This window comes from Mucilaginibacter terrae (genome assembly GCF_042679325.1).
Classification (GTDB): domain Bacteria; phylum Bacteroidota; class Bacteroidia; order Sphingobacteriales; family Sphingobacteriaceae; genus Mucilaginibacter; species Mucilaginibacter terrae.
Genome location: NZ_JBHTMJ010000003.1, coordinates 539853 through 565586, shown reverse-complemented (window position 1 = coordinate 565586; position 25734 = coordinate 539853). Strand labels below are relative to the sequence as shown.

The window sequence follows — 25734 nt, the reverse complement described above, 5'->3', positions numbered from 1 at the left end:
TTCTTGAATCTTGACTCTTATTCTTGATTCGATTCTAATCAATGAGTCGACGCACCTCCTATAAACTTATGCTTGATCCAGCCTTCCAGCCTATGGTGCATGGGTACCAGCAGGGCGGCAATTCCTACCATAATACCCAGCATCAGCAATGGCGAATGATGGGTATATTTTCCTATGAACGGATGCAGCAATAAATTAATAAACTCAAATAATATTAACAGGCCTACAACGCCCAAAAACTCTATTAACCTGGGGCTGGCTAAAGTACTGCGACTAAGCAACAAAAACATCACTACAAAACTAATAATAGCTATGGCTATGGCGGCGTACTGAATGTTATGCTTGCGTTGCTCTTCCAACTCGTTTTGCCTGGCTTGCTCTTCGGCCTGGTGTATTTGCTCGGTAAAGGTAATATCCTGCAAACGGCTAATGCGCTGTTGATTGAAGGCCTTTTCCTGGTAAGTATCTTTAAGCCTGTAATAATAATTGGCACTATCGGGTATATTAAGTCCTGAATAAATTTTGCTTAATACAGCTGCCGATTGAATTACTCCTAAAACATAATCGGCTTTACGTGCTTCGCTAAGCGCACGTACACCTTGCAAACTGGCAGGCTTGTATAGTTTATTTTCGTATAAAAATTCGCTGTAACTGTTTAAACTTAATATCAGCGGTGTTTTTAAATTCAGCGAATCGCTGAAGGTTATTGCCTTTTTAAAATAGCTAACAGCATTTTCCTTTTGCCTTAGCCGCTGGTAGGCCTGTCCGTAGGTCCAAAATATATGAGCTTGTATATAATTGGCTTGCTGGCCGGTTAATTTGTACTCCTTAATTATTTGGCTGGCTTTATTCAAATAATCCAGTACTGGTTTAGTATTGTTCATATTCAAATAATCGTAGGCTATGTGCCAGTTGTTAAACACCATTGATAACCGGTCTTTTTTAGTTATTGCCAATAGTTCACTGGTACGCCTGGTATATTTTAGTGCCTCATTAAAATTCTTCAGGTCTTCGTACTCACCACCTATATTATTATTAATCAGTATAATCAGTTGAGTTAGTTTTAAATCCTCGGCCAGGTGAAGTGCTTTAAAATAAAACTCCAGGCTGGCCTCAAAATCGGCCTTACTTACCAGGTAGTTAGCAATATTTAAGTATCCATGTACAAGCAGGGTATCGTTATGTGAGTGCTGGGCTATACGCAGCATTGCTTTGGTTACATATTTTAAACTGTCAATATCGCCACTTAACATGTAGTGAGCGTTAAGCTTACTAAGTACAATAAATTTTTCTTTATCCTTCAGGGTTGTTTTGAGGCGCTGGCGTAACGAGTCAATGTTGGTTTTTTGTGCTTTTAGCATGTTGCCGCTTAGTAGCAGCACTAATACAAGCAGTAAAGTTCTTGTAATTTTCATCTCAGTAAAACGAAAACCAATATAGCAATTTATCGTACGGTTATATTTTTTTTTGACAAAAAATAGTATTAGCGCTTACCAATTGAACATTGCTATTCATTAGTTTCAATTGATTTAAAAATAGCTTTTAACTTTAACCTTTCCCCTATCCAGTGCAAATTTGACAATCCCTTTAAGCTTTTACGCTTCATCCTTTACCCGTAAAAAGGTATATTTGCGGGTAAATGATTGCTATAAATAACCTTACGTTCGAGATTGGTGCCCGTGCCTTGTATGATGAAGCCAACTGGCATATTAAACCCGGTGAAAAAATCGGTCTGATTGGTGCCAACGGAACCGGTAAAACCACGCTACTTAAAATTATTGTAGGCGATTACAAGCCTACATCGGGCACTATATCCATGTCTAAGGATATTACCTTGGGCTACCTCAACCAGGATTTGCTTTCGTACGCATCAGATAAATCTATTTTGCATGTGGCAATGGAGGCTTTTGAACGCCAGAACATACTACATGCCGAAATTGAGGAACTGCTTAAAAAGCTGGAAACCGATTATAGCGAAGATTTACTGAATAAACTGAGCGACAGGCAGCATGAGTTTGAAGCCCTCGACGGTTATAATATTGAATACAAAGCCCACGAAATTTTAGCGGGTTTAGGTTTTGCCGACGTGGATCAGGAGCGTAAACTCAGCACGTTTTCGGGAGGATGGCGTATGCGGGTTATGCTGGCTAAAATTTTATTACAAGCGCCTGATATTTTGTTGCTGGATGAGCCTACCAACCACCTGGACTTACCCTCGATTGTATGGTTGGAAGATTATTTGAGAAGCTTTGAAGGTGCTATTGTTATTGTATCGCACGATAGGTGGTTTTTGGATAAAGTCATAAACCGTACAGTAGAAAGCCGTAAAGGTAAACTAACCGTTTATGCAGGTAACTATAGCTTTTATTTAGAAGAAAAAGGACTGCGTGAAGACATTCAGCGTGGTGAGTTTAAAAATCAGCAAGCTAAAATTAAACAGGAAGAACGTTTGATCGAGCGTTTCCGTGCCAAGGCATCTAAAGCTAAAATGGCGCAATCGCGTATTAAAATGCTCGATAAAATGGAGCGGGTTGATGATGTGGACGATGATAACCCATCGGTAAACTTTACGTTCAAATTCAGCAAGCAATCCGGCCGTAACGTAATTAACATCGAGGATATTGGCAAGAGTTATCCTAACCTCACCATATTAGATCACGCCAACGCCATTATTGAAAAAGGCGACAAGATAGCCCTGATAGGCGCTAACGGTCGTGGTAAATCTACCCTGTTGCGTATTATTGCCGGGGCCGATAAAACCTTTGAGGGCAAAAGCGAAACCGGTTATAATGTAACGCAAACATTTTTTGCCCAGCACCAGCTGGAATCGTTACACCTGGAAAGCGAGATCCTGGCCGAGTTGCAATCATTTGCGCCACGCCATACCGATACCGAATTACGTTCGATATTAGGATCGTTCCTGTTTACGGGCGACGATGTGTTTAAGAAGATCAAAGTACTATCGGGTGGTGAAAAATCGCGCGTAGCACTGGCTAAAGCCTTAACCGCCGATGCTAACTTCCTGATTTTGGATGAGCCTACCAATCACCTGGATATGCAATCGGTCAATATCCTCATACAAGCTTTACAGCAGTATGATGGTACGTTTATAGCCGTATCGCACGATAGATATTTCCTGGATAATATTGCCAACAAAATTTGGTTTATTGAAGATCATCAAATTAAACAGTACCCGGGCACTTACCAGGAGTATGAAGAATGGATGAGCAAACGCAAGTACGAGCCTAAGGCCACCCCTATTCCGCACGTGCCTAAAGAAGACAAAAAAGAGCTTGTTAAACAACAGCCTACTGACGATAAAAACAAACAGTTGAAAAAGCTGAACGGCGATTTAACCCGTATGGAGCAGCAAATTGCCGACCTGGAACAAGAGGTTAAACAACTGGAAAGCAAACTTGCCGAAGATGGGGTTTACAACAACGCCGCCAAGCTCAAAGAAACCAACACTACTTACCAGCAAAAAAAGGACTCGCTTAAACAGGTACAACAGCAATGGGAAACCTTGGCCGAGCAAATTATGGAGTTGGAAGCGTAATAGACTGAAAAAATTGCGAACAATTAAAAATTGTCAGTTTGAGCCTGTCGAAGACTTCACCCAGCGGCTAATGCTTCAACAAGCTCAGCATGACAATTTCAGGTTAGTACTATGGTTGGGCTTTCTCCTTTTTTTTTCTGCTCCCCGCTCCTTCGCCCAAACCATGCTCCAATACACAGATCATGTTTATCGCGCCAGCATTAAAAGCGTAGAGTGTTATAATACGGTTAAAGAAGGATCGTTTCCTATTATCCAGTTGCGTTCAAATGAGCAGTTACGTTTGGCCTTTGACGATCTGGAAGGCCGCAGCCGAAACTATTATTATTCGCTGGAGCATTGCGATGCGCAATGGAATACCTCCCGCCTATCGCCCGCCGAATATTTGCAAGGCTTTATGGAAGACCGCATTATGGACTACAACTATTCCAGCGGTACGGTGCAAAAGTATATTCATTACGAGGTTAAGCTGCCCAACCAAAACATGATGCCTAAACTGGCTGGCAACTACCTGCTTAAAGTTTACGAAAACAGTGACCAAAGCCGGATGATTATTACCCGCCGGGTTTACATTACCGGTTCGGCAGCGGGCATTGGCGCAGAAGTGTTGCCCTCTAATACGGTATTGTTAAGAGCCACCAACCAAAAGCTTAACTTCCAGGTGAATTATGGCGGACTAAACGTGCAAAACCCCTACAACGATATTAAGGTACTGGTGATGCAAAACGGTTGTCCCCAAACCGGTCGGTTAAACACCCGGCCTACCTACATCCGCGGAACGCAGCTTATTTACAACGATTTTAACATCAATGATTTTTCCGGCGGAAACGAGTTCAGGCATTTTGATACCCGTACGCTCAAACTCAACTCCGATCATATAGCCCGCATATTTAAAGACACGGCCAATACCATTTTGCTAACCGGTGATGAAAGCCGAAACCAAAACGCGTACCTGTTTCAGTATGACATTAACGGCAGCTTTTATGTTATTAACCAGGATGGCCGCGATGCCCGCACCGATGGCGATTATGCTTACGTTTTTTTCAACCTAACGGCTAACACCACCTTACCCCAAGGTGATATTTACGTAACGGGTAAGTTTAACAATTACGAACTAACCGCGGCTAATAAAATGCTGTATGATGCCACCCGAAATCAATACACCGCCCATGCCCTGCTCAAACAAGGCGTTTACGATTACCAATATGTATTTCAAAACAGTGCCACCAAACAGGCCGACAGCAAACCGTTAGAAGGCAGTTACTTTGAAACCGAAAATGATTACCAGATCCTGGTTTACTACCGCTCTCCTGGTTCCCGCTGGGAAGAACTGGTGGGTTATAAAGTGGTGAATACGGGACGGAGATGAGAAACAAGAGATAAGAACCAAGAGACAAGATGAGCTTAGTTTTTTAAAAAGTCTTGTTTCTCGTCTCTTGTTTCTTGGCTCTACCTTTCAGAACACTATCTTTGCCTCCATGCCGTCTAAAAAGCCACAAGAATCCTTAGTGATTATGAATGAATTGGTATTACCCAATGATACCAATATGATGCACAACTTAATGGGTGGGCGTTTACTGTATTGGATGGATATTGCCGCAGCCATGAGTGCGCAAAAACACAGTAACCGTTTAGTGGTTACCGCATCGGTTGATAATGTATCGTTTCAGAAATCGATAAAGTTGGGCGATGCCGTTACTATAGAGGCCAAGGTTACCCGGGCTTTCAACAAATCGATGGAGGTAAGGCTGGATGTATGGCGACAAAACATCCCTACTGGCACTAAAGAAAAAAGTAACGAGGCTTACTACACCTTTGTGGCTTTAGATGATGAGGGCAAACCGGTAGGCGTACCCGAAACTGAGCCGGAAACCAGAGATGAAAAGCTGATGTTTGAAGGTGCGCTGCGCCGTAGGCAGTTACGTTTAATACTAAGCGGCCGCATGGAACCCAGCGATGCAACCGAGCTTAAAGCCTTGTTTATGGCTGCTAAACATGAGGTATAGGCCCATCCTAAATCCTCCCCGGGATGGAAGACTTTAAATTCAGAATGTATATTCAAGCTCGCTCCCTCCCGGGGAGAGCCGGGTAGGGCTTAATAATGCCCCCGAATTTGCCCCTTGATCTGTTCATCATACAACTTTCTCAATTGCTGATGCAGCTCTGCATTTAGTGGTGTTAATGTTGAGGCCTCTACGTTACTATTTACCTGGCTTATTTTAGAAGCACCCGGTATAACAGTGGTTACCTCGGGATGGTCCAAAATCCAGCGAATAGCCCATTGTGCCATGCGTTCATCGGGCAGCATAGATTTGATTTGCCCGGAAAACTTTACACCTTCCTTAAAATCGATGCCTGAAAAGGTTTCACCGGCATTAAAAGCCTCGCCGTTGGCATTAAAGTTACGGTGGTCCTTATCGCCAAACCGGGTATCGGCCGAAAACTTGCCGCTTAACAAACCACTGGCTAAAGGAACGCGCACAATAATGGCTACTCCCTTTTTTTTAGCTTTAGCAAAAACCTCATCGGCCACATGCTGCCGAAACAGGTTGAAAATAATTTGCAACGAAGCGAGCCCCTCCTCTTCTAAACAAAGCAAGGCTTCTTCGGTGGTTTCCACACTTGCACCAAAATGTTTGATCAAACCTTCCTGCTGTAGCTTACGTAAATGGTCGAAAACTTGTCCCGAGCGCATTTCATCCGTAGGGATACAGTGTAACTGTTCTAAAAACAATTGCGATAGCCCGAGGTGTTTTAACGAATCCTCTGCCTGGCGCCTCATGGTATCGTAGGTAAAATTTTGCGGCCAGCCATTACAGCTATCGCTGCGACGGCCTAACTTGGTAGCCACATAAATTTTTTTATCAATCGTTTTTAAAAAGCGCCCTATAACCGTTTCGCTTACGCCCATGCCGTACACATCGGCGGTGTCAATAAAATTACCTCCGGCATCGATATAAGATTTCAGGATCTGCATGGCGGCATCTTCATCTACACTTCCCCAATCGGCACTGCCCAATTGCCAGGTGCCCAGTCCTACCTCGGCTATTTGTTCGTCTTTAAATAATCTGTATTCCATTTCAATGAGTGAATGTTAGCATGAGTGATTGGTACAGGTTGCATATTAACATTAATAAAGCAGTATTGATTTGCACATCTGCATATTTACCTATCAATTCATTTTGGTCAGCTTCCCAGTTCAATAATGCGGTCAAACTCTTCTGCTTTAAGTGTCATTACCGATAAGCGCCCCTGCCTTACCAGCGACACATCTTTTAACTGCTCGTCGGCCTTAATTTGCTCCAGGGTTACGGGCTTTTTTAAAGCTTCCACCGGTACCAGGTCAACTACTACCCAGTTGGCATCATCGGTGGTAGGGTCCTGGTAAAACTCTTTTACCACTTTGGCTATACCTACCACGGCCTTACCTTCGTTACTGTGGTAAAACAGCACCAGATCTCCTTCCTTCATCAGTTTAATATTATTACGGGCCTGGTAATTACGCACACCATCCCAAAATGTGCGCCCATCCTCGTTAAATTTTTCCCAACTGTATTTAAATGGTTCCGATTTTACTAAAAAATATTGCATGTATTAAAGTAAATAGTTTAAATAGCAGCTTTGTTTTCTGCGTATTTGTAAAGGTGAAAAAATGCGACGATATAATAAAAATCACAGGCTTGCCAAATCAGGTAGAAGGCGATTAATAATAGACCTCCAAGTATTGTAAAATACCATTAAATAGTGATGAGCTCGTTCTATATGAAATCATCAAAAGTCCGCCTAACTAACAATGGAGTTTTTGAGGCGTGGGCTTAATGCAATACTTTAAAAACCAGTTCCTTAAGGAGCTCACCGTGCGTTGCGTTGGAGTTAACGCCCTTGCTTTTCAGGTCGTACTCGCTCAGCCATCCTATTATTTGTGTTGTTTTATAATAATCGAACCCACGGGCGGCCATTTCGTAATCCTTAATAAAATAGGGGTTCACACCTAATTCGCGGGTTACGTTTTGCGGGGTTTTATCTTTAACGTAATGATAAAGAAGTACTTTACTGAAAAAATTATTAAGATTGCCCAGTATTAATACAATAGGGTTGGCTTTAGGATTAGCCTCAAAATAATTGATGATCTGGTTGGCCTTTAATACATCTTTACGGATAAGTGCCGATTGCAGTTCAAAAACATTGTACTCCTTACTTATCCCAATATTATGCTGAACATCCTTCAAGCCGATCTCCTGCCCGGCGGCAATGTTCAGCATCAGTTTATCCAGTTCGTTCGCAATTTTAGAAAGGTCGTTACCGAGGTATTCGCTAAGCATGACTGAAGCCTGTGTACTAATGCGGTATTTTTTTTCGGTGGCGTAGCCCTCTATCCACGCGGGTATTTTATTATCATACAAACTGGCCGATTCAAATACCAGTCCTTTTTTTTCAATGGCCTTATATGCTTTTTTACGTTTATCAAATTTGCCGTACTTATAACAAAAAACCAGTATTGTACTTGCTAAGGGATTTTCCAGGTAACTTAATACCGGGTTAATACCTTTTTTATCGGCATCTTCCTTTCCCCATTTCATATCCTGGGCTTCTTTAACTATAATTACCTGGTGTTCGGCCATCATAGGGTAACGCTTGGCTGCGTTAAGCACGGTCATTATATCGGTATCTTTTCCGTATAAAACCGTTTGATTAAATCCCTTTTCAGCATCACTGAGTATATGATCTTCTATGTAGTTGCCAATGTGGTCAATAAAGTAAGGCTCTTCGCCATGCAACAAATACAAGGGTTTGAATTTGCGGTTCTTGATGTCCTTTATAATATCGTTAGCAGTCATGTTTTACAAAGGGTTTTGATTAAGATGGGGTCGTTAAATAGTGTCTGAAACAAATAACCTTTCTAATAAACTTTCAGTTTGAGTTATAAAATCCGTGGCCTCTGAAAGTGCATTGACAGATGGCTTAAACTGTCAAGCTGACCCCTGTTGAAGCTTTCGCCGCTTTACTAACTCTTCAATAAGCTCATATTTACAACATTTATAAAATGTCATTTACCTTTCGAGTACGCCGATTCAAAAAGCTCAAACTACCAAAGGCCACCCCAATTACTCCTGGTTTAAAGCTTGCAATTTACAAAATAACCGATTAGGATTTGGCAGATATATTGATGAATTTTACCGTCATGAACCTGTTGCTGCCTTTGGCCTTACCACCCTACCCCTTTAAACTAACCGACCAAAACGGCCAGCTTTTTATTTTTGATGAGATACGTAAGAAACAAATTTTGCTTACGCCCGAAGAATGGGTAAGGCAGCATTTTGTACAATATCTTATAAGGGTTAAGGGCTACCCCAAAACGTTAATTAAGCTGGAAGGCGGCCTCAAATTACACGGTATGGCCCTACGTACCGATGTAGTGGTATTTAACCCCGACGGCCAAAAAATTTTAATGGTAGAATGTAAAGCGCCTGATGTAATTATTGACCAAAAAGTATTTGACCAGATAGCCCGCTACAATATTACCCATCAAATTAAATTATTAGCCGTTACCAACGGCTTGCAACATTTTTATTGTACTATTGATTTTGAAACGCGCAAATACCAGTTTATACAGGAACTGCCCCATTACACTTTTTAAATTGACTGCGGCCTGGTCATAGCTTTACGGTTTACCAGGGTTATTATTTTTTCTTTCAGTTCCTCGGGCTTAAACGGTTTAGATACATAATCGTTCATACCGGCACTGAATACTTTTTCGCGTATGTCTGTTAAAGCTGAAGCTGTTAACGCTATAATAGGAATACTGGCCTTTTGAGCATCGGCCATTTTTCGGATTTCAATAGCAGCATCAAAACCATTAAGTACTGGCATTTGCAAATCCATCAGCACAATATCAAAATTGCCGTATTGCATCATCTCTACTGCACGTTCACCGTTTTCGGCAAAAGATGATTGTACCCGCCATTTTGAAAAAAACTTTTTCATGAGCATGGTATTAACCATATTGTCTTCGGCCACCAAAATATGTAAAGTATCCATATCACGATCACCTTCTAAATCAATAGCCGGCTGAACGGCTGGTTCTTCCAGCTTTTCGGTAGCAACCGGTAAATCGAGGTTAAACGAAAACTCAGACCCTTGACCAGGCTTGCTTAATACATGCATTTGTACGCCTCGTAACTCCAGCAAACGCTTTACAATAGCTAAACCTAAACCGGTACCGCCGTACTTACGGGTAGTAGTAATACTTTCCTGGGTAAAAGGTTCAAATATGGCCATTAGGTTATCGCGCTCAATACCAATGCCCGAATCTTTAACCGAAAAACGGATAATGATCTGGTTATGGCGGTCTTCAAGTACGCTTACTTTAACTTCAACATAGCCCTGGCGGGTAAACTTAATGGCATTACTTACCAAATTAAAAATGATTTGGGTTATGCGGGTAGGGTCGCCAATAACTATTTTGTTCCGCAGGGCATCGTCTATTTTTAATTTAAAAATAAGCCCCTTTTCATTGGCTTTAATAATTTGCCCACCGCATATATTATGCATAAGCTCGGCCAGGTTAAACCGTATATTCTCAAATATTACCTTGCCCGATTCTATTTTATTAAAGTCAAGTACATCATTTACAATTGCCAATAAGTTATTGGCCGAAAACTTCAGTATTTCCAGGTTCTCTTCCTGGTCCGGTCGCGGTTCGCCCATCATCAGCAGGTTGCTCATTCCTATCACCGCGTTTAAAGGTGTTCGTATTTCGTGCGACATGGTAGACAGGAACTCCGATTTGGCATGCGATGATTTTTCGGCTTTATCAATTGCCAGTTCCAGGTTTACGTTAAGCCTGATTTGATCTTCGCTGGTTTTTTTAAGTTGTAAAATATTTTTTAGAAAGGCATTATAAAAGTGATTATGAATATACACCATTATAATAAAGTTGGCAACTACACTAATAATAATGGTTGATTGCTCTATATGCTGTGGCCTTATTGAAATAATATATATATTACTATAGGCATAGATCATAAACAATAACACCGGAAGTAAATTAGCTAACGAGTACAATAAGCCCCAATTTTGCCCAAGCATATAAAAACTGAAGATAATGATCATCAGCACTAACTGAATAGACAGTATATCTACTTTCTGAAATATGATAAAGGCATCTATTAGGTTTATCATAGTACCCAAAATGAGCAGGATTTGAGCTACCAGCTTCCAATCACCCCTCCAGGTAAGGTATTTAAATAAACATGCTATAATAAGCATAATACCACCTGCCATAGTAACCAATGCAGGTTGGTTTAAGAACAAAACACTTAGTAAAATAGCACCTACAGTAAAAAAAACAAGAAACAAACCGTAATATAATAAACGAATACGAGCCTGTGTGAGCATAGATTGCTCATCAGACAAAATATTCTTAATTGAGAGGTTAAAAAAACCTGCTTCGTTACTCATTAGTTGGTGTTACTTGAATCTTAAAAAAGGTTATTAAATGCATTAATTTAATAAACCAATTGGTTAGGCATTAACTAATTTAACAATTAGCTAATGCCATTATGCAATTAATTTGCCAAAAACTGTAAACTGTCTTCTATTATTTTTAGTTTAACCTCGGCATCTGCCTTTTTTCTACGCTCATTATCAATAATTTCGGGCTTGGCATTGTTCACAAATTTCTCGTTAGAAAGTTTTGCATCAACCGATCTTAAAAATCCAAGCAGATAATCTTTATCCTTTAGCAAACGTAAACGTTCGGCCTCTGCATCCACATTACCTACTAACGGAATAAAAAATTCATCGGTAGATATGATGAAGTTAACCGCTCCGGCTATCTTATCATCGGTAAAACTGATATTGGCTATATTGCCCAGCTTGCTTATAACAGGCAAAAAGTTTTCGTAGTTAATTATTGATGCTTGCCTGATATAAAGATCGAGACTTTCTTTTGGGGATAACTGTTTGTTGTTACGTGTATTTCGTATTTCGGTTATTATTTGTTTAACTATTTCGCAGCTCGTTAACAATGAGGTATCTGCCTTTTCAATAACCGGGAGTTGCGCTACAATACAGCAGTCTTGAGGGGTACGCATACCAAACAGGTCATCGTGCCATAATTCTTCTGTTATAAAAGGCATAAACGGGTGCAGTACTTTCAACAGGTTTTCAAAAAAACCCACGGTAGCTTTGTAAGTTTCGGCATCTATAGGCTGCTGGTAAACCGGTTTTACCATTTCGAGGTACCAGGCACAAAAATCGTCCCATAACAGTTTGTACACCGCCATTATGGCTTCCGACAGGCGGTATTGATCAAACAGTTCGTCAATTTCGGCCAGGGCTTCATTAAAGCGGCTTTTAAACCAGCTGATAGCCGTAATGTTGATGTTGGGCAGGCTATCATCTGCCTCCCAGCCTTTTACCAGTTTAAAAGCATTCCATATTTTGTTGCCAAACCTGCTCCCTTGCTCGCAGTAACTTTCGTCGAACATGAGGTCGTTACCGGCAGGCGAGCACATGAGCATTCCTACACGTACGCCATCGGCACTATACTTTTTAATTAAATCTATCGGATCGGGAGAGTTACCCAGCGATTTCGACATTTTACGGCCCAGTTTATCGCGCACTATCCCGGTGAGGTACACATTTTTAAATGGCGCCTGGCCTTTAAATTCGTGCCCGGCCATAATCATACGCGCCACCCAAAAAAACAGGATCTCGGGTGCGGTAACCAGGTCGTTGGTAGGGTAATAATAATTGATGTCGGCATTATCAGGATCTTTAAAACCATCAAAAACGGATATTGGCCACAACCATGAGGAAAACCAGGTATCTACCACATCCTCGTCCTGGCGCAAATCGGCGGTGGTTAGTTGAGCGTGATTGGTTGAAAGCTTTGCAGCCTCTACCAGCGCTTCTTCGGCAGTTTTGGCTACTACGTATTCTCCATTAGGTAAGTACCAGGCAGGGATCTGCTGTCCCCACCATAGCTGGCGGCTAATGTTCCAATCGCGCACGTTCTCCATCCAGTGGCGGTAGGTGTTGATATATTTTTCGGGGATAAGCTTTACTTCGCCGTTCAGCACATAATTGAGCGCGGGCTTGGCCATTTCACTCATTTTACAAAACCACTGCATCGAAAGCTTAGGCTCTATAACCGCATCGGTACGTTCCGAAAACCCTATCTGCGATTTATAGTCCTCTATCTTTTCGAGCGAGCCGGCCTCATCCAACAGGATAGCGATTTTTTTGCGCGCGGCAAAACGGTCCTCACCAATGAGTATTCCGGCCTTTTCGTTTAGCGTACCATCGTCATTTAAAATATCAATAACGGGCAGGTGATGCTTTTGGCCCAGTTCGTAATCGTTCAAATCATGCGCCGGTGTTACCTTTAAGCAGCCTGTACCAAAATCCATGGTAACATACTCATCCAAAATAACCGGGATAGCACGGTTAATTAAAGGCACGTACACGGTTTTGCCATGCAGGTGCGTGTACCGTTCATCATTAGGGTTAATACAAATGGCACTATCGGCCATAATGGTTTCGGGGCGGGTGGTGGCAACGGTAATGTAGGGTGCGGGGTGAGGGGTGCCGGGTGCGTAATTTTCGCTACCCGATCCTAAATCCTCGCTCCCCTCAACTACATACCGTATATAATAAAGCTTCTGGTTTACTTCTTTACGGATAACTTCTTCGTCGCTTACGGCGGTAAGGCCTTTAGGGTCCCAGTTTACCATGCGTATGCCACGGTAGATCAGGCCTTTTTTGTAGAGGTGGATAAACGTATCGAGCACGGCTTCGCTCATATCGGGCTCCATGGTAAAACGGGTACGGTCCCAATCGCAGGAAGCACCTAATTTTTTCAGCTGTTCGAGGATGATGCCGCCGTATTTTTCTTTCCATTCCCAAGCATATTCTAAAAACTCAGGGCGTGTTAAATCGGTTTTGGCAATGCCGCGTTCTTTGAGCATGGCTACCACTTTGGCTTCGGTAGCAATACTGGCATGGTCGGTACCGGGTACCCAGCAGGCATTTTTACCTTTCATACGGGCGCGGCGTATCAGCACATCCTGTATGGTGTTATTAAGCATGTGGCCCATGTGCAATACACCGGTAACATTGGGTGGAGGAATAACTATAGTGTAGGGTTCGCGCTCATCGGGCACAGATTTAAAAAATCGGTGCTCCAACCAGTAGCTGTACCATTTATCTTCAACTTCGTTAAACTGATAGGTTTTTGAAATACTCATAGCCCGCAAAAATAACGTTTTGCAGTAATATGTTTGATAGTTAGGCACAAAGGAAAAATAAATATTAAATCATTTTCCCGAGTTATATAGTAACCTAACAATGTTGCTATGTCAAGTAAATTATATATGATCAGTCTCTGTTTTATATGCATATTATTGGGGGGTGTAAATTACACCTCATCCTTCCAGCAAGGTCCGCTTAATTCCCATCTCTAAACCCCGCAATTCTGCCAGCCCTTTTAAACGGCCAATAACCGAGTAACCGGGGTAGGTATTGTAATTGTAATCATCAAGCAGTTTATGCCCGTGATCGGGCCTCATAGGAATGGCAATATCTGTACGTCCGCTATCGGCACGCTTTTTTTGCTCAATGATAATGTTTTTCATTACCGCATACATATCGGTACTGCCGTTCAGGTGATCGGCCTCATAAAAGCTGCCGTCGGCTTCGCGTTGTACATTGCGCAGGTGTATAAAATGGATATGTTCGCCTAACCGATCCACAATGCCGGGCAGGTCATTTACTGGGTTTGCCCCTAACGAACCTGTGCAATAAGTTAAGCCGTTGCTGGGCGACGGGCAGGCATTTACTACATCTACCAAATCCTGCTCGGTAGAAACCACCCGTGGTAAGCCTAAAATAGAAAACGGCGGATCATCGGGGTGTACGCACATTTTGATGCCCAGTTTTTCGGCATCGGGTATAATGGCTTGTAAAAAGTAAGCCATGTTCTTTTTCAACACGGCCGAGTTAATATGCTCATACTTTTTAAGGTGTATTTTAAACTCTTCAATAGTAAACACATCATCGGTACCGGGCAAGCCGGCCATAACAATATTAGTTAGCTGCGTTTTTTCGCCGGCACTCAGGTTATCCAAATAAGCCTTGGCCGTTTGCTGTTGCTGGATCGTAAATTCCTGGTATGCTTCGGGACGCTCTAAAATATACAGATCAAATGCAGCCAAGGCCGGCGCATCATAACGCAATGCCGAAGCACCGTTCGGCAAGCGGTAATCCAGGTTAGTGCGGGTCCAGTCCAGCACGGGCATAAAATTGTAACACACTACACTTAAACCGGCCTGCGCCAAATTCTTTAATGTATTAATGTACTTTTCAATATAAGCATCGCGTTCACTGCCTGCTATCCTGATGCTTTCGTGAATGTTCACGCTTTCTACTACCGACCAGCGTAAACCGGCGGCTTCTATCATGGCTTTGCGCTTTTCAATTTCTTCCAGGCTCCACTCCTCCCCGGCCGGTATATGGTGCAGAGCGTTCACTATTCCGGTTGCACCTGTTTGGGTAATGGCCTGCAAAGTAACCGGGTCTGTTGTACCAAACCACCGAAAGGTTTGTTCAAGATTATTAATCATTTTCTGAAGTTTTTTTGAACTTTTATAAAGTTTATAGTATAGTTAATTAACCGTATTAATGCCCACAAAGTACACATCATTAGTATGCATTAAAAATATTTTCCTGCAACTTGCCCCAAGCTTTCACCCGCTATAATTTTGCCGATGATACCATAGCAACTTTACTATTTTGCCTAATGGCCCCCCTACATGGTTTCTTTTTAACTTTGAGGGCGGTTTCATGTCGAGATAAACCGCATAAGCATTATTAACCCGGTATCCTGTCTGGTAAACATTTGCCTTGTACTTACGAGATAGCAGATTTTTCAGTATTAAATTAATTAGCGGCTTGTTATTGGCAGTAATATCTCGCTTAATTCATAAAAGTATTAGCTTATTGTTGTTGTTTACCGTAGTGTAAAAAATCATACTGCAATTTATTTACTATTAACACTTTCAAATCTGCAAACTAATTCCCATAATTGCAATCGATTGTAATTTTTATATGTTTGAGAACTGATTATAAAATATGCTCTGAAGTTAATTGATTTTTACAGTTTTCGATTAAAAAATATTGCCATATATAATTGTTTACAAATGCCTTTTTAGGTAAATATGGGCTGTGTTTATTTTGCATACATAACAACTTATAGCTAATTATGCTAACTTTATGCTGATAAATACTGACAGCACATGAGTGATCCTGAAAAAGAAATTACGATATACGATATAGCAAAAAAGTTAAATATATCTGCAGCAACAGTAAGCCGTGGCCTAATGGATCATCCATCGGTAAACATAAATACTAAGCAAAGGGTTATGGAAGCTGCTAAAAGTATGGGTTACCGTTCTAATCATTTGGCGAGTAACCTACGCAAAAAGAAGAGTAATATTATTGGTATTATAGTAGGTAATTTGAATAGTAGTTTCATGTCTAACGTAATTGCCGGGGTAGAAAAAGTGCTAAGTGATGCCGGTTATAACCTTATTATCAGCCAATCGCTTGATAATATTGCAAAGGAAGTAAATATAGCCCAGGCCATGTATAACAACCGGGTAGATGGCTTACTGGTATCGCTGGCCTATGACACTGAAAATGCCGACCATTTTGAAAGTTTTGTAAAACGTGGTATCCCACTGGTTTATTTTGACAGGGTTTGGCCGCACCCAAAATGCCCGGGTATTGAAATTGATAACATAAAAGCGGCTTATGATATTACTACACATTTAATTAAACAAGGCTGTAAGCGTATTGCACATGTTACCGCTTATAAATTAAGCAGTGTAGCTGCCGATAGGTTTGCCGGCTACAAACAAGCTTTAACAGAAAATAATATTGCTTACGAAGAAGGCCTGACCATATTAACGCAACTCACCCTGCAGGCCGGCATTGAAACGGCACATACCATACTGGCAATGCCTAAGCGCCCTGATGGTATTTTTGTAACCAATGATGCCTGCGCTGTTAGCTGTATGCAGGAACTTAAAAGACATGACATACGCATACCCGAAGATATTGCTTTTGCCGGTTTTAATAACGATACCGAGGCCAGCATTATTGAACCAAACCTTACCACTGTAAATTATAAAGGTTACGACATGGGCGAAGTTGCAGCCAAAATTTTAATTAACCGCCTGAATAACAGCAATAACAATATACCATCTGATAATAGACTCATTCAGAAATCGGAACTCGTGATTAGGGAATCGTCTCTGAAAAAAAAGTAACTTTATATGAATAAACCTGCTGCCTGCATTATTCTTTTACTTTTTCTGTTCAATACTACAAACACTAAAGCCGAGGATGGATACCGTTTGTGGCTACGTTATAATAAGGTACAAAACGTTTCGCTTTACAATACCTACCGGCAGTCGGTTAAGCAGTTACAATTTAACGCTTCATCGCCTACCCTGTTAGCAGCTAAAAAAGAGCTTAACAATGGTTTGCAACTATTGCTAAACCTGCAACCAGCCCAGGTAAATAGTGTGGCAGCCAGTGGCACCTTAATTGCCGGCACACCACAAACCTCAAAAACTATTGCCCAATACAGTACCGAACTAAAGGCAGCAGGCACCGAAGGTTACTTTATTAAAACCGTAAATGTAAATGGTAAAAGCAGCATTGTAATAGGTGCCAACACCGATAAAGGTGTGCTTTACGGCGTATTCAACTTTTTAAAGTTGCTGCAAACAGGGCAAAGCATTCAGCTATTAGCCATTACCGAAAAACCAGAAATTAAATACCGCCTTTTAAACCATTGGGACAATTTAGACCGTACGGTTGAGCGTGGTTATGCAGGTTCATCTATCTGGAAATGGCACAAGCTACCCGGATATATTGACCCACGATATATTGATTATGCCCGCGCCAACGCCTCAATAGGCATAAATGGTGCCGTGGTAAACAATGTAAACGCCAGTGCTATATCACTTACTAAAGATTACCTCGTTAAAACTGCCGCATTAGCGCAGGTTTTTCGCACTTATGGTATCAAGATCTATCTAACCGCCAGGTTTAGTGCCCCTGTTGAAATTGGCGGATTAAAAACTGCCGACCCGCTGGATGCCAGCGTTCAAAAATGGTGGAAAGACAAGGCAGATGAAATTTACAGCTACATACCCGATTTTGGCGGGTTCATTGTAAAAGCAAACTCGGAAGGACAGCCTGGTCCGCAAACCTATAACCGCAACCATGCCGACGGCGCCAATATGCTAGCCGATGCCTTAAAACCGCATAATGGCATAGTAATGTGGCGTGCATTCGTCTATGACGATAAAGTGCCCGATGACCGCGCCAAACAAGCTTACAGCGAATTTAAACCGCTCGATGGGCAGTTTAGGAGCAATGTAATTGTACAAGTTAAAAATGGCGCTATTGATTTCCAACCACGCGAACCCTTTCATCCGCTTTTTGGTGCCATGCGTAAAACGCCAGTAATGATAGAATACCAGATTACGCAAGAATATTTAGGTTTTTCAACGCATTTGGTGTACCTGGCGCCCATGTTTAAAGAGGTGCTGGAATCAGACACTTATGCTAAAGGTAAGGGTTCAACCGTAGCTAAGGCCATTGATGGTGAGCTGGACAACCAAGCCTTTACGGGTATGGCTGGTGTAGCCAATATTGGTTCGGATGTGAACTGGTGCGGGCACCAGTTTGCGCAAGCTAATTGGTATGCTTTCGGGCGGCTGGCCTGGAACCCCGAACTCACCCCGGCTGCTATTGCCGATGAATGGCTCCGCATGACTTTCAGCACCGATAATAGTTTTGTAAACCCGGTTAAACAATTCATGCTCAGCTCGCGCGAAACCACGGTGGATTATATGACCCCGCTCGGCCTGCATCATATTATGGGCACCGGGGCGCATTATGGCCCCGCTCCGTGGGTTAACAACCTTAACCGCCCCGACTGGAACCCGGTGTACTACCACAAAGCTGATTCGGCCGGCATTGGTTTCGACCGCACTTCCAAGGGCAGTAACGCAGTAGCGCAATATTTCCCCGAAATACGCGATCAGTTAAACAACCCGGCAACTACGCCCGAAAAGTACCTGCTTTGGTTTCATCATGTAAGCTGGAATAAGCAGATGCCATCGGGCAAAACCCTGTGGCAGGAACTGGTCCATCATTATTACCGTGGTGTGGATTCGGTGAGGAACATGCAAAAAACCTGGAGCTTAATGCAGGGTAAAATTGATGATGCGCGTTTTAATGAAGTAAAACAATTAATGGCTATACAAGAGCAGGAAGCTGTTTGGTGGCGTAATGCTTGCGTGTTATATTTTCAAAGTTTTTCTAAAATGCCTATACCGGCAGGTTACGAAAAGCCAGAACATGACCTGGCTTACTATCGAAATCAAAAATTTTACTTTTTACCGGGTACCGGTGGTGCGCAATAATAGCTTATTCTTTTACAATATACCGGTTTAGTGCTCTGTATAAAGTTGGCTAATCCTTACTTTTGCCGCACATGACTGAGTTAATGAATAAATCGCCGCGCCACTTGCGCATCGGGTGTGCAGTTTTCTTTTTCATTTCAGGCTTTGGCTACTCTTCCTGGGCATCGCGCATACCAACCGTACAGCAGCATTTACATTTAAACGAAGCACAATTAGGCACTTTGTTATTTGCGCTTCCTATAGGCCTTATGTTTACTATGCCCATTACGGGGCGGTTATTGAGCTATTATACCAGCCGCAGCATTATGTTGTTTGGCGCGCTCATGTTTAATATAGTACTGTTTTTATTAGGATTAGGCACCGAGGCCTGGCAGTTCGCCATTATTCTATTCGGCTTTGGTTCGGCACGTAACCTGCTTAATTTATCGGTTAATGCGCAATCGGTTGGCGTACAATCACACTATACCAAATCGGTTATTACCACTTTTCACGGTATATGGAGTATGGCCGGTTTTGCCGGGGCTGCGGTGGGTTACCTTATGGTTCGTTTAAACATCGGTTTGTTTTATCATTTGGGTGCTATCAGCATATTACTTTGTTTGGCAGCTGTTTACTTTTATCCTTACACTTTTTACCAAAAACCCCATCCTGTTGAGCGTAAACCTTTTTTAATTTTACCCGATAAGTACATGCTTAAATTTGCCATTATATGCTTTGCCTGCATGGCCTGTGAAAATACTATGTATGATTGGAGCGCCATTTATTTTGACAAGGCCGTGCATGCAGGCAACGCTACGGCCACCGCCGCCTTTGTGGCTTATATGGTGGCCATGACCACGGGCCGTTTTTTAGGCGATAAACTGGTTGTAATTACCGGTATTAAAGCATTACTAAATTATAGTGGCTGGCTTATATTTTGCGGGTTGTTGTTAGCTGTTATATTACCCTACCCTGTTACGGCGGGCGCAGGTTTTATGCTGGTTGGCTTAGGTGTATCATGCGTGGTACCGTTGGTATTCAGCATAGCCGCAAAGTCGGCCAGGTTGAGCAACGGTGCGGCTATTGCCTCTATATCAACCATTGGTTACTTCGGCTTTTTGCTGGTGCCACCTCTGGTAGGTTATGTGGCCCAGGCAGCAGGGTTACGCTGGTCGTTCGGTATTATCGCTATGTTGGGCGGACTGATTGTTTGGATGGTGAGCAAGATCAAAGAAGAATAAACAGGAATCTTAATCCTCATATTCTTTTCATAAAACTTCATAAAACTTTAAAATATCAGGTTTTTCCTTATTTAATAAATATACTTCATCAAAAGAGAGTGTATAACTTTTTTTTTAACAAAAATCCAATACTTAATAAATAGATCAACCATTTCCGCGTTAGCAATTGCAGAGAAAAGCCCGTAGTGCAGCGTAGTGAAATGAGGGAACAGAAAGCGCGGTCCGCAGGCAACACAGCAATCATTTACTGAAACTGTATATTATTTTTTCGGGTCTACGGTTCTAACATGCCTTCTTCGGAAGAAGAATAAGTTAATAAAATAAGGAAGACTAACAATAAAAAAAGCGGCGACCTTAATGGGATCGCCGCCTTGGTATTTTATAATTATCGGTTACCAGAATAATGTGTACAAGGCAACCAATATACCGCAGATGAGTAACGAACCCACAGCAAATGAGTTGGAAGTTTTAAACATGCTGGCGTCCACATCCAAACCATTGGTTTTCTTACCCTGAGCGTGCTCAATGGTACTGATGATCCACATGGCTACGATACAGATAATGAATACAAAGCCCATACGATCAAGGAACGGTATTTCGTATAAACCCGTTTCCACGCTCTTGGTGGCAAAGCCTGTTGGGGCCAGAAAAGAAAGATCGGCAAACTGTGGCAGGAATTTGAAGAAGACCGAGAAGATAAACCCACCTATAGTTGCAAACAAAGCTGCACTTGAAGAGGCTTTTTTCCAGAAGAAACCCAAGATGAACATAGCGAAGATACCCGGAGACACGAAGCCTGTGTATTCCTGAATGTATTGGAAACCACCCTCTTTATCGATACCCAGGTACGGAGAAATAACAATACCTAATACCATGGCTACCACAACGGCAATTTTACCAACTACTACCAGTGTATGGTCGGGTGCATCGGGTCTGAGGCGTTTTTTGTAAATATCTAATGTAAAAATAGTAGCTATACTATTAGCCTTACCGGCTAATGAGGCTACTACCGCAGCAGTTAAGGCCGCGAAGGATAAGCCCTTAAAGCCCATTGGTAAAAGGTTTAACAGTACAGGGTATGCGTTATCGGCAACCACTTTACCGTCTTTCATCATTTCGGTATTGAAAACGTTTTGCTTAAACAAAATGTAAGCAGCAATACCCGGAATAACCACGATGATAGGCATCATTAATTTCAAGAAAGCGGCAAACAAAATACCACCACGGGCAGTTGGTAAATTTGCACCCAAAGCACGTTGCGTAATATACTGATTACAACCCCAGTAGTTAAGGTTTACAATCCACATACCACCTAATAATACCGTTAAACCGGGTAGGGCAGCATAATTGGTATCATCTTTTTTGAGGATCATGTGAAAGTGATCGTTAGCCTGAGTACCCATGATCTTTAAACCTTCGATAAGCCCTTGGGAGCCGTTTTTTTCGGCAACCATGGTAACGGCAATATAAGTGGTAACCAAGCCGCCCAAAATAAGGAAAAACACCTGGATAACATCGGTATAACCAATTACCTTCATACCACCTAAGGTGATAATTACTGCGAATATGGCCAGCATCCAGATGCATAACTGGAAGTTGACACCCGATATACTGCTTACTGCTAAAGCACCTAAATATAAAATTGAAGTTAAGTTAACTACCACATACAATAATAACCAGAAAACGGCCATAATCATGGCTACGGTACCATTATAACGCTGATGCAGGAACTGCGGCATGGTAAAGATTTTGTTTTTTAAATACACCGGTATAAAGAAAACAGCCACAATAACTAAGGTCAAAGCAGCCATCCACTCATAGGTAGATATTGCTAAACCAATTTTAAAACCCGAACCGCTCATGCCAATAAACTGCTCGGCAGATATATTGGAGGCAATTAATGAAGACCCGATAGCCCACCAGGTTAGCGAACCCTCGGCCAAAAAATAGTCTTTGGATGTAGCATCGGCATTGCGCTTGCGGCGGTACACCCACAGGCCATAAATGGCTACAATAAAAAAGTAAACTAAAAATACAACGTAATCTCCTGTAGATAATTTATTCATTTTTAAAAACGCTTAGGTAATTGGTATTAACTGGCAACAATTATATATTAAATATATCGGTTTATCAAATTTTCGGCGTTAATGTACTATAAGTATAGTCAATTATACACTTCTAATTAATGCTGTTGATTAAGGGCTTTTAAATGTTGCGTAACATAATTAAAAAACCATGTAATTGCGAGCCGTACTTTAGCAATTTTTGGCAAACAGGTAATTCAACGCTTAAAGATTGCCACATTGCTATCGTTCCTCGCAATAACATTTTAGCCTGTTAAACAGCTTTCAAATTGTTTAATGTTAAAGAAAAAGGCCTTCAAATCTTATTTGTAAGCCTTTTTCTAAGCTATAAATAGCTTGTTTATGAACAATATTATATGTAACGGTTTATTAAGTTTTCCAGGTATTCCTGTTTTCCACTAATGGTAGCAGGTTCGCCGTTCTCCAGTGCATAAGCTCTCAGATCTTCCAGGCTAAGTTTACCTTCCTCAAATTCCTTACCTTTTCCGCTATCGAACGAGGCATAACGATCAGTTACAATTTTAGTGTAATCTGATTTTTGTAAAATATTATCTGCTATAATTAAAGCACGTGCAAAAACATCGGCACCACCTACGTGAGCGTAAAACAAATCGGCCTTATCGGTAGAATTACGGCGGATCTTGGCATCAAAGTTAATGCCGCCGCCTTTTAGGCCACCGGCACGTAATAATACCATCATGTATTCGGTTACCTCGGTAATATCGTTAGGGAACTGATCGGTATCCCATCCGTTTTGTATATCGCCACGGTTGGCATCTAATGAACCCAATATGCCGTTGTCGGCAGCTACCTGCATTTCATGTTGGAAAGTATGACCGGCCAAAGTGGCGTGGTTAACTTCCAGATTTAATTTGAAGTCGTTCATCAGGTCGTATTTCTGCAAAAAGCTTAAGCAGGTTGCAGCATCATAATCGTACTGATGCTTGGTTGGCTCACATGGTTTAGGCTCTAAAAAAAAGTTACCGGTGAAACCGTTTTTACGTGCATAATCTTTTGAGGCATGTAAAAATTTAGCCAAATGTTCCTGCTCTCGTTTCATGTCGGTATTCAGCAGGCTCATGTAGCCTTCTCTGCCACCCCAAAAAACGTAATTTTCGCCGCCTAAGGCAATGGTGGCATCTAAAGCAGCTTTCACTTGTGCGGCACCATGCGTTAATACATGAAAATCGGGATTGGTTGATGCACCGTTCATGTAACGTTTGTGCGAGAACAGGTTGGCGGTTCCCCACAACAATTTTACGCCACTGGCAGCTTGTTTCTCCTTAGCATAATCAACCAAAGTTTGCAACCTGCGGTCGTTTTCGTTAATATCATTACCGTAATCAACTACGTCCACATCATGAAAACAGTAGTATGGTAAGCCCAGTTTGGTAAAAAACTCAAATGCAGCATCCATTTTGTCTTTAGCACGGTCAACTGCATCTGCTTTTTCATCCCAAGGAAAAACATGGGTAGCGCCACCGAAAGGATCGGCACCGTTACCATTAAAAGAATGCCAGTACGATACCGCAAATTTAAAATGGTCTTTTAACGTTTTACCCGCAACAACGCGGTTTTCATCATACCAGCGGTAGGCTAACGGATTATCGCTTTCCGGGCCTTCAAACTTAATCTGGTCTATACCTTTAAAATACTCTCTGTCTCCTGTAATTATACTTGCCATTATATGGTTATTAAGTTATTTGCTTTAAATTATTCTGTTGAATTACAAGTCTGTATTCCTAAGCTTGTGTTTTTGATGCTATTTATGCGTTTGCATCTTCAATAGCTTGCTCGGCAATCATCTGCTTATCCAGTAATATTTTCCACTCCTGGTAAACAGGTTCGAAATTATTGTTTTTACGCGGTTCAATTACCTGCACTTTTTCCATGCCTTTAAATGCTTCAGCCGGCGAAGTAAATATATTAGCGCCTATTCCTGCGCCCAAAGCCGCTCCTACGCTTCCGTCGTTATTATATAATTCAACCGGTACACCTGTTACGTTCACAAAAGTTTCGGCAAACAAATCACTCAGGAAAAGATTGGCTTTGCCCGCACGGATTACCGTAGGGTTCATGCCGTTCTCGCGCATAATATCCAACCCGTACCTAAACGCGCAGGCTATACCCTCTTGCACCGCACGGAAAATGTGTGCCTGCGAATGCAGGTTTAAATCTATATGATGAAAATGTACACCTACCAATTTGTTACCCAGCATACGCTCGGCACCGTTGCCAAAAGGTAATATGCGTAAACCACTGCTGCCTTCAGGAGCCTTGTTGGCCAGCTGATTCATTTCGGCATAGCTAATATTGCTGCCGAACAGGTTTTTAGCCCAACGGTTTAAGCTGCCCGTTCCGTTAATGCAAAGCAAAATACCTAAGCGTTTTTGTTCTTCCGCGTAGTTAACATGTGCAAATGTATTCACGCGCGATTGCGGATCATAGGCCAGTTTATCGCTCACGCCATAAATAACCCCCGATGTACCCGCCGTAGCGGCAACCTCACCCGGATTAAGTACATTTAGCGATAAAGCATTATTAGGCTGATCGCCCGCTTTATAAGCCACCGGGATACCGGCTTTAAGTTTGAGTTGAGCGGCAACCGCGGTGGTTAATGTTCCATGCAACGAAAACACCGGGTTTACAGTTGGGATCAGCGAGTTGCTAAAACCAAAAAAACGCATCACATCTTCTGAGAGGCCGTTCTCCACAAAATCGTAAAAGATCCCTTCGGATAAGGCGGATATGGAAGTGGTGACCTCACCGGTAAGTTTCATAGCAATGAAATCGCCGGGCAGCATAATTTTATCTATTCGCTCGTAAAGCTCAGGCTCGTTAGCTTTTACCCAGGCCAGTTTAGCGGCGGTAAAATTACCGGGCGAGTTCAACAGGTGCGAAAGGCATCTCTCCTCGCCTATGGCTTCAAAAGCTTTGTCGCCGTATTCCACAGCGCGGCTATCGCACCAAATAATACTGTTGCGCAATACCTGCTGATTTTTATCTACCAATACCAAACCATGCATCTGGTAGGCTATACCAATGGCGGCAATATCCTGCGAATTGTATTTACCTGAGGCATGGCATTTAGTAATAGCCTGCTCTGCCTGGTTCAACCACATATCGGGCGATTGCTCGGCCCAGCCCAACTGTAAAGAAATTATAGGAGACTCCGATTCGGGATATTGTGCTGAGGCCAAAGCTTTTTGAGATACGGCATCAACTACAGAAACCTTTACCGATGATGTGCCTATATCAATACCTAATAATAACATGCTTTGTGCTTATAAATTAAAATCAAAAATCGCTGGTAATTGTATGAATTGGTTTATTGCGGTAATTATAGTAAATTAAAATTGCAGGCTCTTTGC

Annotated in this window: 17 protein-coding genes; 7 read left to right on the top strand and 10 right to left on the bottom strand. The window is 42.0% G+C overall.

All coding sequences use genetic code 11. From position 1 onward, the window contains the following. Positions 1–38 precede the first annotated feature (38 nt). Positions 39–1415: a tetratricopeptide repeat protein gene (locus ACFQ3S_RS04505; RefSeq protein WP_377161665.1), complete on the bottom strand. Its 1377-nt coding sequence runs from the start codon at positions 1413–1415 to the stop codon at positions 39–41. A 224-nt stretch (positions 1416–1639) separates the two neighbouring features. Between ACFQ3S_RS04505 and abc-f the strand changes: the two genes are divergently transcribed. From abc-f to ACFQ3S_RS04490, 3 genes are all read left to right on the top strand, one after another. Then, a complete protein-coding gene (abc-f, locus tag ACFQ3S_RS04500; protein WP_377161663.1) occupies positions 1640–3556 on the top strand; it encodes a ribosomal protection-like ABC-F family protein in 1917 nt (638 codons plus the stop codon). A gap of 163 nt (positions 3557–3719) precedes the next feature. Beyond that, complete coding sequence (locus tag ACFQ3S_RS04495) at positions 3720–4922, top strand: type IX secretion system plug protein (protein ID WP_377161661.1); 1203 nt, start codon at positions 3720–3722, stop codon at positions 4920–4922. 109 nt (positions 4923–5031) lie between these two features. After that, positions 5032–5559, top strand: a complete 528-nt coding sequence (locus ACFQ3S_RS04490; RefSeq protein ID WP_377161659.1) for an acyl-CoA thioesterase — start codon at positions 5032–5034, stop codon at positions 5557–5559. 89 nt (positions 5560–5648) lie between these two features. On the opposite strand, the gene ACFQ3S_RS04485 is transcribed toward ACFQ3S_RS04490, so the two are convergent. The 3 genes from ACFQ3S_RS04485 to holA all read right to left on the bottom strand — a co-directional run bounded on the left by ACFQ3S_RS04485 (position 5649) and on the right by holA (position 8391). Next, positions 5649–6632: an aldo/keto reductase gene (locus ACFQ3S_RS04485; RefSeq protein ID WP_377161657.1), complete on the bottom strand. Its 984-nt coding sequence runs from the start codon at positions 6630–6632 to the stop codon at positions 5649–5651. A 107-nt stretch (positions 6633–6739) separates the two neighbouring features. Beyond that, on the bottom strand, positions 6740–7144 hold the full coding sequence (locus ACFQ3S_RS04480; protein ID WP_377161655.1) for an EVE domain-containing protein: 405 nt from the start codon (positions 7142–7144) through the stop codon (positions 6740–6742). 224 nt (positions 7145–7368) lie between these two features. Next, the gene (gene holA / locus ACFQ3S_RS04475; RefSeq protein ID WP_377161653.1) at positions 7369–8391 is read right to left on the bottom strand and encodes a DNA polymerase III subunit delta; all 1023 of its coding nucleotides are present in this window, start codon (positions 8389–8391) and stop codon (positions 7369–7371) included. Positions 8392–8720: 329 nt separating this feature from the next. Between holA and ACFQ3S_RS04470 the strand changes: the two genes are divergently transcribed. Beyond that, a complete protein-coding gene (locus ACFQ3S_RS04470) occupies positions 8721–9191 on the top strand; it encodes a type I restriction enzyme HsdR N-terminal domain-containing protein (protein WP_377161651.1) in 471 nt (156 codons plus the stop codon). Here the strand turns inward: ACFQ3S_RS04470 and ACFQ3S_RS04465 are convergent. The 3 genes from ACFQ3S_RS04465 to uxuA all read right to left on the bottom strand — a co-directional run bounded on the left by ACFQ3S_RS04465 (position 9188) and on the right by uxuA (position 15180). Then, positions 9188–11014, bottom strand: coding sequence for an ATP-binding protein (locus ACFQ3S_RS04465; protein WP_377161649.1), 1827 nt, complete (start codon positions 11012–11014; stop codon positions 9188–9190). The two genes, ACFQ3S_RS04470 and ACFQ3S_RS04465, sit on opposite strands and share 4 nt — an antisense overlap. Before the next feature lie 107 nt (positions 11015–11121). Then, positions 11122–13806, bottom strand: coding sequence for a valine--tRNA ligase (locus tag ACFQ3S_RS04460; protein ID WP_377161647.1), 2685 nt, complete (start codon positions 13804–13806; stop codon positions 11122–11124). Positions 13807–13983: 177 nt separating this feature from the next. After that, the gene (gene uxuA / locus ACFQ3S_RS04455) at positions 13984–15180 is read right to left on the bottom strand and encodes a mannonate dehydratase (RefSeq protein ID WP_377161645.1); all 1197 of its coding nucleotides are present in this window, start codon (positions 15178–15180) and stop codon (positions 13984–13986) included. Positions 15181–15852: 672 nt separating this feature from the next. On the opposite strand from uxuA, the gene ACFQ3S_RS04450 reads away from it, so the two are divergent. The 3 genes from ACFQ3S_RS04450 (at position 15853) to ACFQ3S_RS04440 (ending at position 20279) form a co-directional block, all read left to right on the top strand. Beyond that, positions 15853–16887: a LacI family DNA-binding transcriptional regulator gene (locus ACFQ3S_RS04450; RefSeq protein WP_377161643.1), complete on the top strand. Its 1035-nt coding sequence runs from the start codon at positions 15853–15855 to the stop codon at positions 16885–16887. 6 nt (positions 16888–16893) lie between these two features. Next, the gene (locus ACFQ3S_RS04445) at positions 16894–19059 is read left to right on the top strand and encodes an alpha-glucuronidase family glycosyl hydrolase (protein ID WP_377161641.1); all 2166 of its coding nucleotides are present in this window, start codon (positions 16894–16896) and stop codon (positions 19057–19059) included. A 71-nt stretch (positions 19060–19130) separates the two neighbouring features. After that, positions 19131–20279, top strand: coding sequence for an MFS transporter (locus ACFQ3S_RS04440; protein ID WP_377161639.1), 1149 nt, complete (start codon positions 19131–19133; stop codon positions 20277–20279). Between the two features lie 392 nt (positions 20280–20671). On the opposite strand, the gene ACFQ3S_RS04435 is transcribed toward ACFQ3S_RS04440, so the two are convergent. From ACFQ3S_RS04435 to ACFQ3S_RS04425, 3 genes are all read right to left on the bottom strand, one after another. Further along, the gene (locus tag ACFQ3S_RS04435; RefSeq protein ID WP_377161637.1) at positions 20672–22345 is read right to left on the bottom strand and encodes a sodium:solute symporter family transporter; all 1674 of its coding nucleotides are present in this window, start codon (positions 22343–22345) and stop codon (positions 20672–20674) included. A 370-nt stretch (positions 22346–22715) separates the two neighbouring features. Beyond that, positions 22716–24047 carry a xylose isomerase gene (gene xylA / locus ACFQ3S_RS04430; RefSeq protein ID WP_377161635.1) on the bottom strand — a complete coding sequence of 444 codons (1332 nt, stop codon included), beginning with the start codon at positions 24045–24047 and terminating at the stop codon, positions 22716–22718. Between the two features lie 82 nt (positions 24048–24129). Next, a complete protein-coding gene (locus ACFQ3S_RS04425; RefSeq protein ID WP_377161633.1) occupies positions 24130–25638 on the bottom strand; it encodes a xylulokinase in 1509 nt (502 codons plus the stop codon). Between the last annotated feature and the right edge of the window lie 96 nt (positions 25639–25734).

What these genes read in the sequence shown, in the direction of transcription:
- holA (WP_377161653.1), bottom strand. Translation starts at nt 8,391, where the DNA reads ATGACTGCTAACGATATTATAAAGGACATCAAGAACCGCAAATTCAAA.
- ACFQ3S_RS04490 (WP_377161659.1), top strand. Translation starts at nt 5,032, where the DNA reads ATGCCGTCTAAAAAGCCACAAGAATCCTTAGTGATTATGAATGAATTG.
- ACFQ3S_RS04445 (WP_377161641.1), top strand. Translation starts at nt 16,894, where the DNA reads ATGAATAAACCTGCTGCCTGCATTATTCTTTTACTTTTTCTGTTCAAT.
- ACFQ3S_RS04460 (WP_377161647.1), bottom strand. Translation starts at nt 13,806, where the DNA reads ATGAGTATTTCAAAAACCTATCAGTTTAACGAAGTTGAAGATAAATGG.
- uxuA (WP_377161645.1), bottom strand. Translation starts at nt 15,180, where the DNA reads ATGATTAATAATCTTGAACAAACCTTTCGGTGGTTTGGTACAACAGAC.
- ACFQ3S_RS04480 (WP_377161655.1), bottom strand. Translation starts at nt 7,144, where the DNA reads ATGCAATATTTTTTAGTAAAATCGGAACCATTTAAATACAGTTGGGAA.
- ACFQ3S_RS04440 (WP_377161639.1), top strand. Translation starts at nt 19,131, where the DNA reads ATGACTGAGTTAATGAATAAATCGCCGCGCCACTTGCGCATCGGGTGT.
- abc-f (WP_377161663.1), top strand. Translation starts at nt 1,640, where the DNA reads ATGATTGCTATAAATAACCTTACGTTCGAGATTGGTGCCCGTGCCTTG.
- ACFQ3S_RS04470 (WP_377161651.1), top strand. Translation starts at nt 8,721, where the DNA reads ATGAATTTTACCGTCATGAACCTGTTGCTGCCTTTGGCCTTACCACCC.
- ACFQ3S_RS04425 (WP_377161633.1), bottom strand. Translation starts at nt 25,638, where the DNA reads ATGTTATTATTAGGTATTGATATAGGCACATCATCGGTAAAGGTTTCT.
- ACFQ3S_RS04485 (WP_377161657.1), bottom strand. Translation starts at nt 6,632, where the DNA reads ATGGAATACAGATTATTTAAAGACGAACAAATAGCCGAGGTAGGACTG.
- ACFQ3S_RS04505 (WP_377161665.1), bottom strand. Translation starts at nt 1,415, where the DNA reads ATGAAAATTACAAGAACTTTACTGCTTGTATTAGTGCTGCTACTAAGC.
- ACFQ3S_RS04450 (WP_377161643.1), top strand. Translation starts at nt 15,853, where the DNA reads ATGAGTGATCCTGAAAAAGAAATTACGATATACGATATAGCAAAAAAG.
- ACFQ3S_RS04435 (WP_377161637.1), bottom strand. Translation starts at nt 22,345, where the DNA reads ATGAATAAATTATCTACAGGAGATTACGTTGTATTTTTAGTTTACTTT.
- xylA (WP_377161635.1), bottom strand. Translation starts at nt 24,047, where the DNA reads ATGGCAAGTATAATTACAGGAGACAGAGAGTATTTTAAAGGTATAGAC.
- ACFQ3S_RS04465 (WP_377161649.1), bottom strand. Translation starts at nt 11,014, where the DNA reads ATGAGTAACGAAGCAGGTTTTTTTAACCTCTCAATTAAGAATATTTTG.
- ACFQ3S_RS04495 (WP_377161661.1), top strand. Translation starts at nt 3,720, where the DNA reads ATGCTCCAATACACAGATCATGTTTATCGCGCCAGCATTAAAAGCGTA.